Annotated in this window: 18 protein-coding genes; 7 read left to right on the top strand and 11 right to left on the bottom strand. The window is 67.5% G+C overall.

Features of this window, described 5'->3' with window-relative positions:
- Positions 1 to 24: 24 nt before the first annotated feature.
- Positions 25 to 153: a lasso RiPP family leader peptide-containing protein gene (locus tag FHU33_RS22780; protein WP_142027835.1), complete on the bottom strand. Its 129-nt coding sequence runs from the start codon at positions 151 to 153 to the stop codon at positions 25 to 27.
- 379 nt (positions 154 to 532) lie between these two features.
- Between FHU33_RS22780 and FHU33_RS22775 the strand changes: the two genes are divergently transcribed.
- Positions 533 to 1,159, top strand: a complete 627-nt coding sequence (locus FHU33_RS22775) for a hypothetical protein (RefSeq protein ID WP_142027834.1) — start codon at positions 533 to 535, stop codon at positions 1,157 to 1,159.
- Here FHU33_RS22775 and FHU33_RS22770 read toward each other — a convergent pair.
- The 4 genes from FHU33_RS22770 to FHU33_RS22760 form a co-directional block, all read right to left on the bottom strand.
- Positions 1,109 to 2,179 (bottom strand): asparagine synthase-related protein, encoded by a 1,071-nt coding sequence (locus tag FHU33_RS22770; protein ID WP_246064198.1) that lies wholly within the window; start codon positions 2,177 to 2,179, stop codon positions 1,109 to 1,111. The two genes, FHU33_RS22775 and FHU33_RS22770, sit on opposite strands and share 51 nt — an antisense overlap.
- A 119-nt stretch (positions 2,180 to 2,298) precedes the next feature.
- Positions 2,299 to 2,568, bottom strand: coding sequence for a PqqD family protein (locus FHU33_RS25215; RefSeq protein ID WP_170182648.1), 270 nt, complete (start codon positions 2,566 to 2,568; stop codon positions 2,299 to 2,301).
- Positions 2,569 to 2,596: 28 nt separating this feature from the next.
- Entirely contained in the window at positions 2,597 to 3,340 is a 744-nt protein-coding gene (locus tag FHU33_RS25210) for a class I SAM-dependent methyltransferase (RefSeq protein WP_170182647.1), read from the bottom strand.
- A 41-nt stretch (positions 3,341 to 3,381) separates the two neighbouring features.
- Complete coding sequence (locus FHU33_RS22760) at positions 3,382 to 5,283, bottom strand: ABC transporter ATP-binding protein (protein WP_142027831.1); 1,902 nt, start codon at positions 5,281 to 5,283, stop codon at positions 3,382 to 3,384.
- A 103-nt stretch (positions 5,284 to 5,386) separates the two neighbouring features.
- On the opposite strand from FHU33_RS22760, the gene FHU33_RS25205 reads away from it, so the two are divergent.
- The gene (locus tag FHU33_RS25205) at positions 5,387 to 5,644 is read left to right on the top strand and encodes a PqqD family protein (protein WP_170182646.1); all 258 of its coding nucleotides are present in this window, start codon (positions 5,387 to 5,389) and stop codon (positions 5,642 to 5,644) included.
- 70 nt (positions 5,645 to 5,714) lie between these two features.
- Entirely contained in the window at positions 5,715 to 6,131 is a 417-nt protein-coding gene (locus FHU33_RS26545) for a lasso peptide biosynthesis B2 protein (RefSeq protein WP_142027829.1), read from the top strand.
- Here the strand turns inward: FHU33_RS26545 and FHU33_RS22745 are convergent.
- From FHU33_RS22745 to FHU33_RS22730, 4 genes are all read right to left on the bottom strand, one after another.
- Positions 6,064 to 7,161, bottom strand: a complete 1,098-nt coding sequence (locus FHU33_RS22745; protein WP_170182645.1) for a nucleotidyltransferase domain-containing protein — start codon at positions 7,159 to 7,161, stop codon at positions 6,064 to 6,066. The genes FHU33_RS26545 and FHU33_RS22745 overlap by 68 nt on opposite strands.
- A 94-nt stretch (positions 7,162 to 7,255) precedes the next feature.
- Entirely contained in the window at positions 7,256 to 8,461 is a 1,206-nt protein-coding gene (locus tag FHU33_RS22740; protein WP_142027827.1) for a Coenzyme F420 hydrogenase/dehydrogenase, beta subunit C-terminal domain, read from the bottom strand.
- 337 nt (positions 8,462 to 8,798) lie between these two features.
- Positions 8,799 to 9,737 carry a glycosyltransferase family 2 protein gene (locus FHU33_RS22735; protein WP_142027826.1) on the bottom strand — a complete coding sequence of 313 codons (939 nt, stop codon included), beginning with the start codon at positions 9,735 to 9,737 and terminating at the stop codon, positions 8,799 to 8,801.
- Positions 9,730 to 10,581 (bottom strand): glycosyltransferase family 2 protein, encoded by an 852-nt coding sequence (locus tag FHU33_RS22730; protein WP_170182644.1) that lies wholly within the window; start codon positions 10,579 to 10,581, stop codon positions 9,730 to 9,732. The genes FHU33_RS22735 and FHU33_RS22730 overlap by 8 nt, the downstream gene beginning before the upstream one ends.
- 356 nt (positions 10,582 to 10,937) lie before the next feature.
- Between FHU33_RS22730 and FHU33_RS22725 the strand changes: the two genes are divergently transcribed.
- The 3 genes from FHU33_RS22725 (at position 10,938) to FHU33_RS22715 (ending at position 14,789) form a co-directional block, all read left to right on the top strand.
- Complete coding sequence (locus FHU33_RS22725) at positions 10,938 to 11,675, top strand: hypothetical protein (RefSeq protein WP_142027824.1); 738 nt, start codon at positions 10,938 to 10,940, stop codon at positions 11,673 to 11,675.
- A gap of 616 nt (positions 11,676 to 12,291) precedes the next feature.
- Positions 12,292 to 13,716 (top strand): sugar transferase, encoded by a 1,425-nt coding sequence (locus tag FHU33_RS22720; RefSeq protein WP_246064138.1) that lies wholly within the window; start codon positions 12,292 to 12,294, stop codon positions 13,714 to 13,716.
- Positions 13,717 to 13,844: 128 nt separating this feature from the next.
- On the top strand, positions 13,845 to 14,789 hold the full coding sequence (locus tag FHU33_RS22715; RefSeq protein WP_246064137.1) for a hypothetical protein: 945 nt from the start codon (positions 13,845 to 13,847) through the stop codon (positions 14,787 to 14,789).
- A 13-nt stretch (positions 14,790 to 14,802) separates the two neighbouring features.
- Here FHU33_RS22715 and FHU33_RS22710 read toward each other — a convergent pair whose 3' ends face one another.
- Together FHU33_RS22710 and FHU33_RS22705 are read right to left on the bottom strand one after the other, a co-directional pair.
- Positions 14,803 to 15,906, bottom strand: coding sequence for an LCP family protein (locus tag FHU33_RS22710; protein WP_246064135.1), 1,104 nt, complete (start codon positions 15,904 to 15,906; stop codon positions 14,803 to 14,805).
- A gap of 309 nt (positions 15,907 to 16,215) precedes the next feature.
- Positions 16,216 to 16,401: a hypothetical protein gene (locus tag FHU33_RS22705; protein ID WP_142027822.1), complete on the bottom strand. Its 186-nt coding sequence runs from the start codon at positions 16,399 to 16,401 to the stop codon at positions 16,216 to 16,218.
- Between the two features lie 247 nt (positions 16,402 to 16,648).
- Between FHU33_RS22705 and FHU33_RS22700 the strand changes: the two genes are divergently transcribed.
- On the top strand, positions 16,649 to 17,968 hold the full coding sequence (locus FHU33_RS22700) for a UDP-glucose dehydrogenase family protein (protein ID WP_142027821.1): 1,320 nt from the start codon (positions 16,649 to 16,651) through the stop codon (positions 17,966 to 17,968).
- Positions 17,969 to 17,995 lie beyond the last annotated feature (27 nt).

Raw genomic sequence — 17,995 nt, 5'->3', positions numbered from 1 at the left:
GTGGGAACCGCCGTTCGCCTTTGGTCAGGAAGCGTTGCCGATGGCCTGCCCCATCAGAGTGAAGCCATCGTTGCCGCTGAAGTCCTTGTCCTGCAGCGTCAGCTCGTGCAGTGAGCCGATCTCGACGATCTGGGGCGCCTCATAATTCTCCATGCCTTCTCCTGACCTGTGGCCGAACCATCTTCGGCGTTCGCCATAGGATAGGAAACCGGCTGGTCACTGGCCCATAGGCAGTAACCCCTAGGGGTGCAGGGGGATGCGATCCGAGGTTCGGGCGGACAACATCTGCACAAGCGCGAGATGACGGGGGTGGCGGGTGCGTGGTTGTTACGGCCTTGGGTTCGAGGGGGTTCCCGGGGCGGCGTCCCTCCTTCGACCCGTGCCGCGGGGCACTCCGCGGCTGTCGGTGCGGGTGTCGGCACCAGCCGTAGAGGTCACGGCCGAGAAGGTATCTCCTGACGTTGCACACTTTCGCCTTCAGGGCGGGGGAGCGGCGTTTGTCGACCGCGTCTCCGGCACGGCCCATCTCAGGATGGATGATGCCGACGCGGTGCCGCACGAGCATCTCGTACACCCGTTCCTCTCCACCTCCGTAGCGGTCATGAGTCGTTGGCAGGGGCGTGACGCCTTCCACGCCGGCGCGGTCGTGCGTGACGGCGGGGCGTGGGCCGTGCTGGGTGACAAGGGGCAGGGCAAGAGTTCCCTGCTTGCGCTCTTGGCACTGCGAGGTGCAGAAGTGCTGAGCGATGACCTCGTAGTCCTCGACGACGGGAAGGTCCACCGCGGGCCGCGCTGCATCGACCTCCGCGCGGACGCGGCCCAGCGCTTGTCGTGCGGCGAGGACCTCGGCATCGTTGGAGCGCGGCACCGTGCTCGACTCCGACTCGGCGAAGCGCCCGGTGTCGTTCCTCTGAAGGGGTGGGTCGTCCTGGGATGGGGGGACCAACTGAGCGTCGAAGAGGTGCCCGTCGACCAGCGTCTCCCGGCGCTACTCGGCAATCTGGCCCTCCGACTGCCCCCGCCGTCGTTCGCCCGGGTCATGAGCTACCTGTCGAAGCCTTTCCTGCGGCTGACTCGACCTTGCGACTGGAATGTCGCGGACGAAGCTCTAGACGTCCTCTGGACCTTCGTCGACCGTCCCGAGCTGGCGCAGCCGTAGCACCTGCAACAGCCACTGAGACCGCGCGTCCACCCGCGGCTGTTCCCAAGCCAGACGCAGTGCGCGCGGGTCGACTATCGTCTCGTCCAGACCGGTGCCGTCCCACGCGGCAGCCAGTGCTCGGCTCCGCGGGCCGAAAAAACTGTGGTTGAAAGATGCCTTGCTGATGCGTCCGCTCTGTCCTGCCGGCAGAAGGTCGCCGGCAAGGACGTCGAGCGCCTCTCGCCGGCTCTTGAAGCCGAGCGCGCCTCGTTCCCGGGCCGCGGTCACGAGAAACGTGGGATCGGAGAAGGGGTGGATGGCCGTGGCGCCGACGTCGTCCGCGACCGCTTCGATGCTGCGTTCTCCCATCACCCTGGCCCGGTCCGTCCACCATGCATGGCTGATCCAGCGATCCCACCGCACATCCTGCGCCGCGATGGACCGCGCTCTCCAACGGCCCAGCTCGCGGTTCGCCACCGGTGTCAGCCAGTCCAGGTGATACGGCTCGCGCCGCGCCACCCCCGTAGCGGCCAGCCACCGCGGCCCGTAGGCAGCCGCGAGAGAGAGCAGATCGCGGGGTCGTGGGTGTTCCTGTCCGCGCAGGACGGCGTTGAGACGCCGGAATCGAGGGGGGGACAGGACCTCGTCGCCGCCGATTCCGGTCAGGAGCGATCCGCCACGTGCATGGTGCAGGACCGGCACGTGGAAGTGGGTGTTGAGCGGGTAGAGAAGGCCGTGACGGTGTAGAACGCTGTCCGCGTACGGCCCAACCACATCGACCTCTGTCTCGAGGTCGACGCGCTGCCATTCCTCGAGGCGGAGGTGCCGGATCAGGGCTTCCTGCCACTCCCCCTCGTGCGATGCAGGATCCTTGGGAAAGCGCAGTGTCACCGGAACAGGCCGTGGTAGGCCCTCCCGAACCGCGACGGAATTGGCGATGGCCAAGACGGCGGATGAGTCCCTGCCCCCCGAGAAGCTGACTACGCAGGGAGGGCGCAGGAGGGCCCGAAGCACAGCGCTCTCCAAGGCCCTGCGCATGCTGGTGGTCGGTTCGACCGAGAGCGGTTCCACCCGCTCGTTGCCACGGAGAAAGCCACTGGCGATCTCGAGCGGGTGGTAGTCCTGGACACTCAGGCGCGGTGGACGGGGAGGTCGGGTCACTCCACCAGTCCCCGCGCGCGGCAGGTGTCGAGGAACTGGTCGACGTCCCGGCCGGCTTCCTCAGGGGTCACAGCGAAGTGCTGCACCAGCAGGGACACCAGGTCCGCCCGGCTGGCGCCCTCCACAAGCGCGCCCCAGAGCTGCGAGCCGGTGGCATTAAGTCCGAGGTAGCTACCTGACGCCACGTCGAGAACCACCGTCTCGCCGTCGATCTCGCGCCAGACCGCGGCGTCACGACGCACCCGGAGCTCACCTTCCGCCGTCACGTGTACCTCCTGGCGTTGGGCGTCGAGGTCATTCAAGCGGGTCGACGGCGACAGCGACAGCATGGGCGAACGGTCTCGGCCGCCAGACCTCGAGGCGAAAGCCAGCGTCGGCAAGCTCGGCGGCAAGTTCCTCGCGAGTGAAGTGGTGTGCGTACATCGGTGCAAATCCGTCGCCGAGGTCAATCGGCGCGCCTCGACGCAGGGCGCGCAGCGGTTGAGCGACCCACCGAACGGCTCGGTGATATCGGGTTCTCGACGGCCGGGTGTAGACGGAGACCAGGAGCGGAGAGCCCGCGACGAGATGACTGCGAGTCTGGCGCAGGAAGTCCACACGGCGTCGGCGGCCAGCGATGTGGGTGTATGAACCCCAGCCAATGACTGCGCCATCGAAGGTGGCGTCGAGCGCCGGCCAACCATCACGGGGCGCGACGAGCAGGGATGCGTCAGAGCGACCTTCGAGAATGGTACGGCCGAAGGTCACCATTCCTTCGTTCGGCTCAAAACCCGTGACGCGCCTTCCGTTACCGGCGAGTGCGAGCACTTCGCGTCCTCCCCCCGCGCCGGTTACGACGATGTCCGTGCAGTGCTGGAAGTACTCGCTGACGGCAGCGTTCTCCCAGTCGGTCAGGCCGCTGCGGGTGTACTCCTCGGCTACGTACTGCCCCTGCGAGGCGTAGAAGGCTGCGTCGATCCCGTAGAGGACCCGTCGGGACGCGAGCCCGAGCCACAGTCCGTCCACAAGTCCGCGGATGAGCTGGAATGCCTGTGTCAAGCCATGATTCAGCCGGAGGTACGCCCTCGGCATCCGGTCACTCAATGTTTCTCCTGATCTGCGTAGGCCGAGGCCTGCAACGTGTACAGGGCGGCGTATCGCCCGGCGAGTGCCATGAGGTCTTTGTGTGTCCCACTCTCGACGATCTGGCCCTCGTGCAGCACGTGGATTCGGTCGGCCGACCGCACTGTGGAAAACCGGTGGCTGATCAAGACCACGGTTCTGCCTCGCTGCAGATCTCGGATGCGATCGAACAGGTCGGCCTCCGCTCGAGCATCCAGTGCCGCGGTCGGCTCGTCGAGGATGAGAACAGGCGCGTCTCTGAAGAAGGCTCGGGCAAGTGCTAGTCGTTGCCACTGTCCGCCGGAGAGATCGCTGCCACCGAGGAACTCCGGGCCGAGCGGGGTCTCGTACGCGTCCGGCAATGACGCGATGAATTCGTGTGCATCGGCCCGGCGGGCAGCGTCCGTGACGGAGGCGTCATCCGCTGGGCGTTGAGGCGCCCCGAAAGCGATGTTGTCCCTGGCGCTCAGGCGGTAGCGGACGAAATCCTGCAAGACCATGCCAATCTGGCGGGCGACGTCGTCCGGCGCGCAGCGGGCCAGATCGGTGTCGTCGAGGAGCACTCGACCGTCGCTGGGCTGGTACAGGCCAGCGAGCAATTTTGCGAGGGTGGACTTCCCAGAGCCGTTCTCCCCTACCAGCGCGATGATTTCACCTCGACGGATCTCGAGGGTCACCCCTGACAGCGTCGAGGCCATCCGGCTCGGATAGGAGAAGTGGACGTCCTCGGCGCGCAGGCGGGACCAATCCGCGGGGACCGCCTCGATAGGCTGGGGTCTCGATCGTCCATGAGCTTCCGCGGAGAAGGACGTAACGTCCTCCAGGAACAGTGACGACTCGTAGACCGCCCCGACGCCGGACGCGAGCGACTGAAGGCGTTGCCCGAGAAGTACGAGAGCAGCGGCGGCCGTTCCAGCATCCGCGATGGTCATCCTGCCGGTGGACACGAGAAGGATCATTACGACGAGAGTGGCGGCGATCAGCCCGGCTGCCAGCAGGCTGGAGATGAGTCCTGCTTTGAGGCGCTGTCGGACGAGCATCCGGAAGTCAGCGAGGCGCCGTTGCGCCAATTCGTCGTGACGGTCCCGAAGGGCACTCTTCAGCCCGAAGGCTCGCAACTCCGTCGCGTAAGGCTTGTCCGTGAGCAGCTGGAAGAAATAGTTGCGGAGCCGTTCGCGAGGTGTCTGGTTGCGCGAGAAGTCGTATGCGGCGGATCCGCTGCGAGTTGCCGCCAACCACGCGGGTGCGTACGCCACAGCGACGAACAGCACAAACAGGGGCTGCACGAGGAAGAGAGCGGCACCGATGCCGACGACGGCGAAACTCGCGCTGAGGATTCCCAGTGCTCCCGTGGTCATCTGGACGGGGCGGACGACTGCATTCAACCGAGCGCGCTGCAGGCTGTCGTGGAAGGCTGGGTCCTCGAAGGCCAGAAGGTCGACGGACGTTCCTACATCGATCACCTTTCCGGTGGCATGGATGCTGACGACTTCGCCGAGGAGACGCTGCTGCTCCGTCCGCACCGCGTTCGCTGCACCGACGACAGCGGATATGGTCGAAAGCGCGATGACGTGCGGAACAAGCGTGCCGACCTCCACTTGATCCCCCAGCAGAGCCTGGAGCAGGGATCGCACAGCCAGCAGTTGGGCAGCCACTCCGAGCCCAATGAAGACCTGGATGAACGCGAAGACAGTTGCCGTTCTCGGGGCGGCATCGAAGGTCAGGGCGAACGCTTCGCGGAGGAGACGCGGCAGGCTTCGGGCGGACCTCAGCCGAACGGGCCGCAGCACTTGGTCGAGATCGAAGTTTCGTGATGTTCGCGCCACGCCGACGGTAACTCCCTCGCGCTCGAAGAATGCCCGGGCGATCCGCAGCAGCATACGGAGATCGAGGGCGACGTTTCAGCGGGTGTGGCCCCTAAGAGTGACTCGTCCCCTGTGCTCCTCTTCGCGCGGGTACGTTTGCCGAGTCGAAGGAGGTCGCATGATCAAGTTGCGGGGCGAAGAGATCGTGTGGCAGAGCATCGAGGGTGAAGTCGTGGTTCTCGACCTGCGCTCGTCTGTCTACCTAGCGGTCAAGGGCAGCGGGGCGGTGCTGTGGCCGCAGGTCGTGGAAGGCGCCACGCGCGAGGATCTTGTGGGAGCACTGGTCGATCGCTACGCAATCCCGGTCGAGCAGGCCGGCCGCGATGTCGACGCATTCGTGACCATGCTGCGGGACAGGGAACTGTTGGGTGCCTGAGGTTCGGCGCTACCCGAGGTCGTTGCGGGCTGCGTGGAAGCGCGTCCTCCGCCGCAGCGACCCAGGCAACATGCTGGCTGGAGCCTGGGCCTACGTGGCCCTGAATCGACTGCGGCGCGAGCTCCCCCAGCGTGGAATCTCCGCCGTCGTCGTCCGGCCACGCCTGGTCCTGCCTTCAGGGATGGAAGGGATCAGGGCGGTCCTCCGCCGCCGCGGAGCGACCTGCCTCGAGCGAAGCCTCATCCTCCAGCGCTGGCTCGCCTCGCAGGGGCACCCCACGGAGGTCGTGATCGGAGTCAGCGCACCCGGCGAGGAGTTTGCAGCCCACGCCTGGCTCGCCGGCTACGGCTTCGACCCCGAGTCGCTGCGCTACAAGGAACTCATGCGACTGCCGTCCCCGTCGGGGGGTGGAAAGCCCACTATTGGGAGTGGTGCACCCCAGGCCGCCGTGCGCCGACGGCGTCGAAGAAGGCCGCTTTCGCACTAGCGCCGCCCGATTCGTATAGCACCGAGTGCGGGTGGGCAGCGTCCCACGTGTGATCGGGCTCGGCCCAGCCACCGCGTCGGGCGCGTGCGATGAGCCTGTGGCCCAGCTCGACGGCCGCGGAGCGGCCGTCGGCCCTCGTGGCTCGGGCGAACATACGCGTGAGCGAGCCGTCTGGCCCAGCTCGCGTGACCGGAGCGACGCGGTCGACCACGCGTCCCAGCACGCGCCATGATCCACGTCCTCCGATCTGGCGGAGCACCTCGTCCGGGATCTCGGGGCTTCCGAAAGTGGCTCGCATCCGATGGAGCATGACGGAGACGGCCAGTTCAGCATGGTGTTGCGCGCTGCGCTCGGCCAGCTCGTCCCACGAGAACCCCCCGGCCAGGACCAGCTGCTCCAGGTCCTTCAACCAGACCAGCCGATCACCGCCGGACCTGGCAGCATGTACTGCCGTGTGAACGATCGTGTCCAAGACGTCCAGTGTCTGCACCTGAAGGCCCCCGGCCAGTGTCAGACTGGTCGCGCGCTGGAAAAAGGTATCGGTGACCATCGCGTAGCTGTCCCGCGTTGCCCGATCGTTGAACAAGTCCCAGTGCAAGTCGATCATCGCGCCGCGCGGAGAGCGCAGATGGAGCTCGCCCGACAACCGTTGTACCAGCAGTGTCCAGTTCCGGTCCAGAAGGACGTACCCCTTCTCCTCGAGGAGTCGGAGTGCCTCGTGGAGCAGAGTCGGGCGAACGAGGACGTCGAGGTCGACGTAGCTCCGCAGTTCCGGACGGCGGTAGTAGCCCCGGGCAAGCGCAGGCCCCTTTACCACCAGCCAGGGGACCTGCCTCAGGGTTGAATCAATTCTCCCCAGCTCGCTCTCTAGGAGGAGTTGCCGTACGGCAACGGCTCGGCTGGCGAGGTTGAGTTTTGCACGGACCTCGGCACGCAGGTCTCCGCATCCTCGGAGACTTGCACCAACCGCCGCCGCGACACGGTGACGGTTCGCTAGTTCGAGCAGTCGGTCCTGGTCGACCTGCGACAAGGATGCGGCCTCCGGAGGAGGCTGGTGCCAATCGTGCTCGCGAACGCAAGCGATCAGCAGGCGTTCGACAGCCTTCCCCCGAGTGCCGGAGTGGCTAATCGCCATCGCCCGGTGGCGGCCCGTCGTCGGCTCGGCCGGCGGGCATGACCAAAGCACGCGTGCCGAGACGCTTCTTCCGGATGCGCCGAAACGTGCCGATGGTCGACTGCCCTTTCGCCTCCATGCTCAACTCTCGCCACCAGAAGCGGAAAGCCGGCATGCCGCGGAAGCGGGGGGCGGGCAGCAGCGCTGTCCGCAGGACGAGTGAGCGGCCCCAGACTGATCCCCGCGTTCGCAGAAGGTTCATCTGCGAGGCGGGCAGCGTGCCCGCCTCGACCTTCTCGAGGGTCAACGCGCCCGCCTGCACGGCCCGTCGAACGGCTGCGCGCCCACGCTCCGTTCGCGCGAGCACCAGGGATCGTCCAGGGTCCCCTCCGGTCGGGCGATACCAGGGGTCACCTACGGCCACGTCCGCCATCTCACCAGTGTGATCGGCGCAGACGTGACAGCGCCATTGACGATGCTTCTGCAGAATCGCCCCCCAGCTCTCGTCGTAGGTGAAGGATTGGACGTTCTCGTCGTGGCGGTCAGTGCGAGAACGCACCTCGGCAGCGCCTGGCCAGCCGTTTCCTCGATAACGCACACCTGTGACGGCGTCGAGATCGGTCACCCCGGCCGCGCGGATCATCTCAAGGGTTCCCCTTGTGCTGGGCGTACCGGCGCAGAAGATCGCGATGGTCAGGCCCAGCTTCTCGTCGAGAAGGGGGCGCCGTGCTCGGGCAAGCGCGGCTCCTCCGATGTCGCACGGTTTCCCGATCAAGACACTCGGGGAGGGCGCTGCCTCCACCAGGTCCAGGCGTTCGCAGGGGCTTGCCGGCGCGTACCGCGATCCGGTGGCTGCCATGAGTTCTTCGCGCGTGCTGCTGTACACCGTCTCGTTCAGGTGCGGAGCATCCTTACGGGCGGTGATGTGCAGGACTCCGGACATGCCTTCCTGTTCGACAGCGTGCAGCGCGAGGGCCGTCGCGACTCCGCCGCTCGAGCCGGCGAGCCTGATGTCGGGGTCTGATGCATACCCCTCCCACAGTTCCAGGACCGGCCCCCAGCCTGCCGCGAGCTCCGGGATCACGCCCGACGTAGGCATCCCGGAGTGCCCGTAGCCGACGCCAGAGCAGCAGGCCAGGGCCTCGCGAGTGTCGGCCGGCCGGCCATTGACATGCAGGACGAGTGGGCGCCGGCCCTGGTCCGGAACGTCGACCATGGAAATCACGTCCGGTTGGACGAATGCACATGTCCCGCAACCTTCACACAAGTGCTTCTCTGCGACATCTTGAATTGATTTAATCCAAGGCCCAATCATTGATAGCACACCGCCCTTCGGCTTCAATCTCGGGAAGTCTGTTCATGTTCGACCGCCCGCTCCAGTGCATATATGCCAATATGGTCGATGTAGGTCGCTCGGAGGAAACCGAGTTCCCATGTCGTCATGGAGGCGGTCTTCGCGAGCGAGCCTCTGCATACTGAGCGTTGGCAGAGCATCGGCATCGTCTCGCAAAGGGCGATATTATCACGGCTTTGGACTCGCGCTCGGAGAATGGCTACTCTGCCGCGCCCTCCCAGCCCAGGCGCCACTCATCACGGCGACGCCAAGCCTCCTGCCAGGCCGATCCCGAAGAACGGCCGGGTGACTCGGGGAAGAGGCCGACACGACTTGCTGCGGCCCGTAGAGCAACTCCGGCGAGCAGTAGGTGAACTCCGATGTACGCCTGCCACGGCGGCCACAGCTTTTTTAGAAATGTGACCTTGCCCCGGTGGAGCAACACCAGCTTGCCGCCGGCGGAAGAGGAGCCACCGACTTCGTGCTCCACGATGGCTTCCGACACGAAGTATGGGAGGAAACCTGCTCGCCGTGCTCGCTGGCACAGGTCGATGTCCTCGGCATACATGAAGTATCGGCTATCGAAGCCGCCGAGACGCAGCCAAGCATCGCGCCCGACCATCAGCGCGCCGCCACTAAGCGCCGGGACGGGGCGCGATGTCAGCCGATCCCACCCCGGCATGCTCTCCGGGTCCGACCAGCGCCGAGAGGGCGCAAGGGTCGTCATCCCGGTGGCAAAGCACATCAGCGACCAGAGTGTCATCCGACCTTGAGCACTCGCCATCACGGTCCGCCCCCCGGGTGTGATCGTCCGGGCTCCGTAGAGGCCAGCATCCGGTCGCTGGTCGGCCGCTTCGACGAGTCTCCTGGCCGCCGCTGCGTGAACCTTCGTGTCGGGATTCAGGAACCAGAGGTAGCGGCCACGGCTGCGCTGACCCAGCAGGTTGCATGCGGCCGCGAATCCCAGGTTCGTTGTGCCCTCCTCCACCGCCGCTTGGGGATAGCGACGGAGACGATCGAGGGTGTCATCGGTGGAGCCGTTGTCGTGCACCAGGATCTCGCTGTCGATGCCGTCGAGTGCCTGCAGGAGTGACTCGAGGCAGGCGTCGATATGGCGGCCACTGTTGTAGGTGACAAGGAGGACGGAAAGCTCAGGCATCGTGAGGCATCCGCTCTGCACGCGACCACGACATGTCTCCCGATCTAACCCGGCCTTTCGCCCTTCTGCGGATGATGAGCGTCACGATGGTGTAGAAGGGAAGCGCCAGTACGGCCTTCGGTTCGCTGAGCATCCGATGGACCTGAGCCCGTCGCGACGGCCGGTCGACACTCGGCGATGAGGGCGTGGCCGTGAGGTTGCCAACGGCGACACGCGTGCGTACCGCGATCACCTCTGACATATGCTGCGCCGGCCACACCTTGACGGGCGGCTCGACGAGCCGGCGCTCGTGGGCGCGGAAGAGGCTGTGTACGTACCTGTCGTCACCGATCAGGTCGGGGAACGTCCCGAACCTCTGGCGGCCTGCCTCGTTCAGTGCGTAGACGCCAGTGCCGATGATCTCCCCTCGGGCACGCTGCAGCGCTTCCCAGGCCGAGAAGTACCAGCGTGTGGCAAACGTGGCGTTCTGCAGCTGGAGTTCACGGCGAGGCGACGCGATCAGGGGGCCTTCGTCGTCAAGCACATCGACGACCGACCTCAACGCGTCGACCGACAAGGCGACGTCGGCGTCGGCATAGATGCGCGGATAGCTGCGGGCCGCCGAGTCGCCGGCGTTGAGAGCTCCAGTCTTGGACCCGACCTCCAGTTCGATGAGCCGGACGCGCCCCTCGTACCGGCGCACGCGATCGCTGGTGCTGTCCGTGCAGCCGTTGGCCACGACGACGATGTCCCACTCGTCTGGCTCAGCGCCGTCGAGGAGGGCATCGAGGCACCGCTCGATGACCGCTTCCTCCTGATGCGCCGGGATGATGACCGACGCACGAGGACGATCGACTGAGGTCACGGTGGAATTCGACCACATGATCACCCGGGGATCCCGCCGTGTCGCCTTTCCAGGTGCCAGCATGCATAGCCATGGCGCATCGCTCGATCGGCTCTCGGCGTGTTGCACTCATCGGGTCTCTAGGAGCGGCAACGGTCGTGCTGACCGCGCTCCTTCTAGGACAGGCCCAAGGGTGGTGGGGCGAGCCGACTTCTGCGACGAGCACCAGAGGAGAGGCCAGTGTGGCGTCGTCGCAGGCCGATCCGCCGCCGACGTCTGCAAGAGAGGGTGAGGACAGGGGAGGCGGAAATGCTGTCCCTAGCGGGTTCCCAACTGCCGACACGACTGGGGTGCCAGTGGGTGTAGCTCTTCGGTCGATGGAGGGCGACGTCTACGTGAAGACCGATGGAACAGTCATCCAAGGTGTCGATCTGCGTGGCTGCATCGTTGTGCGCGCCGATGACGTCGTCATTCGTGACAGTCGCATTCGATGTGGGGGTGGGCCCACGACGCCGTTCCCCATTCGTATCATCGACGGCTTCACAGGGTTGCGTATAGAAGACACGGAGATCGACGGATTAGGTCGTGCCCGAGTGGCCGTCCTGGGCAGCAACTGGTCGGCGCGAAGAATCGACGTGCACAGTGCAGTCGACGGGCTCCGTATGGCCAGCAATACCTCCGTGGAGGACTCGTACATTCACGATCTCAGCAGGCTGCCCGAGTCGCACAACGACACGGTGCAAACCATCGGCGGCAGTGGTATCCGGATCGTCGGCAACACCCTTCTCGCCTACAACCAGCGCACGGACGACCCCATGAACGGTGCTATCCAGACCGGGCGACTGCACAGCCCTCTGGTCGGGATGCTGGTCGAAGGCAACTATCTGGACGGCGGTTCGTACACGGTGCGAGGTGGGAGCGGTCCTCGAGACGGACCCCTCATCACGGATTACGTCTTTCGTGACAACGTGTTCGGCCGCAATTGCATGTACGGCCCCGTCCAAGGGGTCGACCCACCCGTCACATGGGAGCCGAACAACGTGTGGGCCGACACCGGTGTGGTGATCGGGACGGATTCGCGAGCGAACAAGCTGCGGTGTGCTCAAACTCCGTGACGACTTCACTCGTGTGCCGCTGTGCCGCTGTGCCGCTGTGCCGCTCGCTGCAGTAGGCCATGAGGCAGCCACCGTGTCGAGCGCAACCGTGCTCGGATCCCGTTCATCTCCGATGAGGTGGACCGTGCAGCACCGACCCCGGCCGGGGTCCGTGCCCTGCGCGGTGTGGTGGCGCAGTGTGGAAGGAGCGTGTGGCCTGGCAGGGCGGTTGGTGAAAAGGGGGTGCAGCCTTTGCGTTGACTTCAGGCTCTCTGTAGATAGCTCATAGTACGGGGACCGTGACCGTATGTGCAGTCCGCCGGCCTCGCCACCCCGGTGACTCTCCGGAATCATCTCGAACGTATCGTGTCGCGCCCGACCGGTATTGATGCAACGGCTCACAAACATCCCTCGACCCCTCCCGCTAGCCCCTTGGGAAGAGGTACGGTGCGCCGCGCAGTTGAACGATGAAGTTCCTGCTCATGGGGGCCATCGAGGGCGGCAACGCCCGGTTGTAGGCGCACGGGGGTGCCGCATTTCCATGCTCGATGTCCGTGACGGCGAGGTTCGCCACGGAGAACGATCAACCAGCCGAGGCTGGTACTCGTACGCAGCCAGGTTCCGTGGCGAAGGCACGGTGGCCCGTCGCGCATGGCGTACCGAGTACGTGCGCCGCACCGTGCTGGCCGACGCGCTGTGTGCCGCTGTGGCCGCGCTCGTCGCCTATCTCGTGCGGTTCGGTCCGGTCGACCCGGACGCACCCGTCGCGCCGGTGCACGCGTCGCCCTGGGTCATCCTCCTCCTCCCGCTGTTCTGGGTCGGGGCCATGCTCGTTGCCCGCAGCTACGAAGAACGCTTTCTCTGGGTGGGGCCCGAGGAGTTCCGCCGCGTCTTCTTCGCCGCCGTCACCACGCTCGCGACCGTCGCGACGGTTTCCTGGGGCCTGCACCTGGAGGTCGCTCGCGGCTTCGTCGTGATCGCCCTCCCGCTGGCCACCGCGCTCACCCTCGGGCAGCGCTACGTGCGGCGGCAGCTGCTGCACCGGTCCCGCAGCCGCGGTGAGCACCTCCAGACCACGATTCTCGTCGGTCACCGGAACGCCGTCGCGGCGCTCGACGAGCAGATGGAGCGCGAGGCCTACCACGGCTACCGCGTCATCGGATGCTGCCTGCCGGCCGACCAGTACCACCCCGCCGCGGACGCCTTCAACGGTCTGCCCGTCCTGGGCGATCTGAGCCAGGTGGCCGAGGTCGTGGCCAAGTACGAGGTCGACACCGTGGCCGTCCTGCCCTGCCCGGAGCTCGACGGCCCGGCCCTGCGCCGGCTCGGCTGGGACCTCGAGAAGACCCGGGCCGAGCTGCTGCTCGCCCCCGCCGTCACCGAGATCGTCGGCCCACGCGTGCGGATCCGCCCCGTCTGCGGCCTGCCGCTGCTGCACATGGAGCGCCCCGAACTCAAGGGCGTCCGCCGGCTGACCAAGGCCCTCTTCGACAAGACCGCTGCAGGGATGGGCGTGCTCTTGCTGCTGCCGGTCCTGCTGGGCATCGCGCTCGCCGTCAAGGTCACCAGCCATGGGCCGGTCTTCTTCCGGCAGGAGCGGGTGGGCCGGGACGGTCGGACCTTCTCCATGCTGAAGTTCCGCAGCATGGTCACCGGGGCCGACCGCATGGTCCAGCAGCTGCAGACGACCAGCGATGGCAACGGCGTCCTCTTCAAGAAGAAGAACGACCCGCGGATCACCCGCGTGGGCCGGCTGCTCCGGCGCTACTCCCTCGACGAGCTGCCGCAGTTGTTCAACGTCCTCCGGGGTGAGATGTCCCTGGTCGGACCGCGGCCGCCGCTGCCCACCGAGGTCGAGCGCTACGGGTTCGACATGCACCGGCGCTTTCTCGTGAAGCCGGGGCTCACCGGCCTCTGGCAGGTCAGCGGGCGGTCGGACCTGTCCTGGGACGACTCCGTGCGGATCGACGTCCGGTACGTCGAGAACTGGTCGCTGACGTTCGACTTCATGATCCTGTGGAAGACGGTCGGTGCCGTGTTCCGCGGGTCGGGCGCCTACTAGGCCGCACGTCGGTCCCTGTCCGTGCCGGATGTGGCGGGCGTGACGGGGGGGCGTTTTCAAGATCCACTAAGCGCCCGCAGGCGGCGCGTTGCGGGTCGTCTCACCCGTAAGGGCGACAGTGTGACCGCGTGGTCACAGTCGCGCGCGGTTCTGCCGATGACTCACATGTGTGGGTGATGTGGGTCCTCGGCGGGCTGGCTGCGTGGTTGGCCATCGCCCTCGTCGTCGCGGTCGTGATCGGCAGGAGCATCCGGCTGGCTGACCGTCGCGCGGCCGGGGCCGCGCTGGGCGCGACCCTTCCGCAGGCGGAACCCCGAGCCGTGCGCCGACCGGCGGCCGTGCGTGAGCGCCGCCGCGCCGTCCCCGTGCCGGCTCTGGGCGTCGCCCTGTTCGCCATCGCGGTCGCCCTGGAGACGACCGGCTACGTGGTCCGCCTGACCGGTGCCACCGGGGAGACGGCCCGGTTGCTCTCGATGGACGCGCCGTTCTCCCTGCCGCGCATGTACGTCGCGGCCTTGTTCGCCGCCGCGGCCTTCGCCGCTCTTGCCGGGGCCGGCAGCATTCCCGGCCGTCGTACCTGGTGGCTGGCCGTCGGCGCCGTGGCCGGCGGGATCGCCGCGGTCAAGGCCGGCAGCACCGTGCATGCGACGGCCCTCCAGCCTGTCATCCGCGCCGTGGGGGCCGAGGGCGCTTTCGCCCTGAGCGCCCTGGCCGCCACCGCCGTCGTCGGAACCCTGTGGTTCCTCAGCCGTACCGAGCGACGTGACCGCCGCCGGATCCTCAGCGTGCTGGCGCTCTACGCAGGCGCCTCCGTGGGCCTGTCCGCCGTGTCCGGCGCCGTCGCGGAGGAGTTCGGCCGGATCAGCACGGGGGCTGCGGCCGCCACCTTCGTCGAGGAGTCCGGGGAGGCCCTCGCCGGCGTCGGGTTCCTCGTGGCTGTGCTCGTCGGTGTCGCCCCCCGGCTGGTCCTGCCTGCCGCCTGGGCTCTGCGCCGCTCGGCGGACGCGCACACCCTGGAACTCCCCGAGGCAGTGCCGGGCCGTGCGACCGCGGACGGCGCCGCCCGGCACTGACCGTGCGGATGCGTCAGCGCGGGACGGCGGGAAGCGCGCTCTTCTCGAACTCCGCGGCGTTCGGCGCCAGCGAGTCGCTGCGCAGATAGGCCCACATCCGCTCGCACGCGACGGCGTCCAGGTAGACGACGCTCGCCGGCCCCTCCCTGCCGGTGCCGAGCACCGGTGCGGTGAAGAAGTCGATGCTCTCCGGGGTCACGTTGCGCAGCGAGTAGGCCAACGCCAGCAGTTCACCGTTGCCGAGGGTGTCGTCGACGGTGACCGCGCTGGTCACCGCCAGCAGGACCGCGTCCAGCCGTCCGGGCTCGCCGAAGGTGTTGGCGCTGAACAACTTGCCGAACAGCGACTGCAGGTACTGCTGCTGGCGCCTCACGCGGTCGAAGTCGCCCCCGGGCAGCCCGTACCGCTGGCCGAGATACCAGCGGGCCATGTCACCGTCCAGGTGGTTGACCCCGGCCGGGAACGTGTACGGCCCGTTGCTGGTCGTCTCCGCGACGACGACGTCCACACCGCCCAGGTCGTCGGTGACCTGGATGAGCCCGTCGAAGTCGATCGTCACGTAGTGGTTGATGCGCACCCGGGTGAGCTGCTCGACGGTCTGGATGAGCAACGTCGGCCCGCCGAACGCGTAGCTCGCGTTGATCTTGTTCATGCCGTGCCCGGGGATGTCGACCCAGGAGTCGCGGGGGATGGAGATCAGCTGCGCATGCCGCCGGTCGGCGGTGAACCGCGCCAGCATGATGGCGTCGGACCGTCCGTCCGGCGTCTCGCCGGGTTCCGGATCCGCTCGGGTGTCGGAGCCGACGAGGAGGAATGTCACCGGCTCCTCGTCGGTGGCCCGCGCCGGCGTGGCGTGAGCCGGACGTGCGGTGTCGTCCAGGCCCGTGAAGACGTCGGAGACGCGGTCGATGTTGCCGGCGTAGCGGTCGACCAGGAACCAGAGTCCACCGCCCAAGACCAGGGCGAGAACCAGCCCCAGGACGCCGAGGCTGATCAGCAGCCTGCTGGCCCTGCGACGCTCCCCCGAGATGGCCGCCCCGTTGCCGGTCGACGGCTCACCGGGCCCGCCCGCCCCCGGCGTTGCGGTGGCCTGTGCGCTCGCCTCGTCGGCGCTCATCCTGACCCCCGTCGGTACACGTGGGGTCCGACGGTACGGAGCTGTTCGGCTGCTGCCGACCTGTCCTCACCCTGTCGAGGGAGAGGAAGTCGCAGGTCAGGGACTCGGTCGGACGGTTCCGCAGCGGCACGTGTAGAGCGAGCCGTTGCCGAACGGCTCGTGCCCTGACCAACGGAACCAGTGCACGTGGCGCTTCGGCGCGTTCTCGATCGCTTGCCTCAACAGCCGGGCAGGCGAAAGGGGGAGCCCCCCAGTCGGATCTCGGACCATCACCGGCTCCCTAGGCATACCTGTGACGCCTGATCGCCCTCAGCGGGCCCCGGCCAGCCATCCTGACAGGTAGCCCGCATCGACGTCCGGGGCGGCGGCCTGCACGTCGATGCGCCGGCACCGCGGGTCCCGCGCATCGCCGAGCGTGATCGACCTGCCGAGCACGAGTGCGAGTCCCGCACCCGTCAACAGCCAGACGATGCCGACAGCCAAGAGCCAGCTCATGTGCCCTTCTTTCGAGGAGGGCCGGGTCCACGGAAACCGGACGCGGTCAGCACTTCGCCAGCTTGTACCCCTCTCGGGTGAATTCCATGCGTGCGTGCATGACCTGGACGGCGCGAGGTCGCATCGCTCTCCTCATCCGTCGGATGCAGCCCTGGCAAAAGCCCTGGGTGAAGCTCTACCGTCCGAGGCGACCAGCGGGGGCGGCAGTAAGCGCCGGCCTGCTGTCCTTTGAATGGGAGCAGGGCATATGAAGATCTCGGTCATCGGCTGCGGCTACCTGGGAGCCGTCCACGCAGCCTCGATGGCGGAGCTCGGTCACGACGTCGTCGGGATCGACGTCGACGAGGCCAAGATCGCGACGCTGGCGCAGGCGAAGGCGCCGTTCTTCGAGCCGGGTTTCGAGGAGCTACTGGCCCGCACTCTGGCGACGGGGCGGCTGCGGTTCTCCACCGATTTCGCCGACGCGGCCGGGGCCGCCGTCCATTTCGTCTGCGTGGGCACCCCGCAGAAGCGGGGCGAGTACGCCGCGGACATGCGCTACGTGCAGGGCGCGGTGGAGTCGCTGCTCGACGTCCTCGCGCCAGGCGATCTCGTCGTCGGGAAGTCCACGGTGCCCGTCGGGACGGCGGCCGCTCTCGCCGACCTGGTCGCCGCGAAGGTGCCCGGGGCCCTGCTCGCCTGGAACCCCGAGTTCCTGCGCGAGGGCTTCGCCGTGCAGGACACCCTCCACCCCGACCGGCTGGTCTACGGCCTCCCCGCCGGCCCCGACGGTGACACCGCCCGGGCGCTGCTCGACGAGGTGTACGCACCGATCGTGGAGCGGGGCACCCCGAAGGTCGAGAGCGACTACGCCACCGCGGAGATGGTGAAGACCGCGGCGAACTCGTTCCTCGCCACCAAGATCAGCTTCATCAACGCGATGGCCGAGCTGTGCGAGGCCACCGGCGCCGACGTGAAGCTGCTGGCCGACGCGATCGGCTTCGACGACCGGATCGGCCGCAAGTTCCTCAACGCCGGTCTCGGATTCGGCGGCGGCTGCCTGCCCAAGGACATCCGCGCCTTCATGGCCCGCGCCGGCGAGCTGGGCGCCGACCAGGCGCTGACGTTCCTGCGCGAGGTGGACAACATCAACATGCGCCGGCGCATCCGCATGGTCGAGCTGGCCCGCGAGGTCTGCGACGGTTCGCTGCTGGGCAAGCGGGTCGCCGTCCTCGGCGCGGCGTTCAAGCCCGACAGCGACGACATCCGCGACAGCCCGGCCCTCAACGTGGCCGCCCAGCTGCAGCTGCAGGGCGCCGTCGTGCGGGTCACCGACCCGGCCGCCGTGGAGAACAGCCGCCGGCAGTGGCCGCAGCTGGACTACGCCGACACCGCCGAGGAGGCCGCCGAGCGTGCCGACGCCGTCCTGGTGCTGACGGAGTGGAAGCAGTACCGCGAGCTCGACCCGGTCGCCTTCGGCCGCATCGTGAAGCAGAAGCGGGTGCTGGACGGCCGCAACGCCCTCGACCGGGACGCCTGGACCTCCGCCGGCTGGAGCTACCGCGCCCTGGGCCGACGCGCCGGCTGAGCACCTCGGTCCCCGGCCGACGCAGCC

The sequence above is a fragment of the Blastococcus colisei genome (genome assembly GCF_006717095.1).
Lineage (GTDB): Bacteria > Actinomycetota > Actinomycetes > Mycobacteriales > Geodermatophilaceae > Blastococcus_B > Blastococcus_B colisei.
This window is presented reverse-complemented; position numbering and strand designations above follow the sequence as displayed.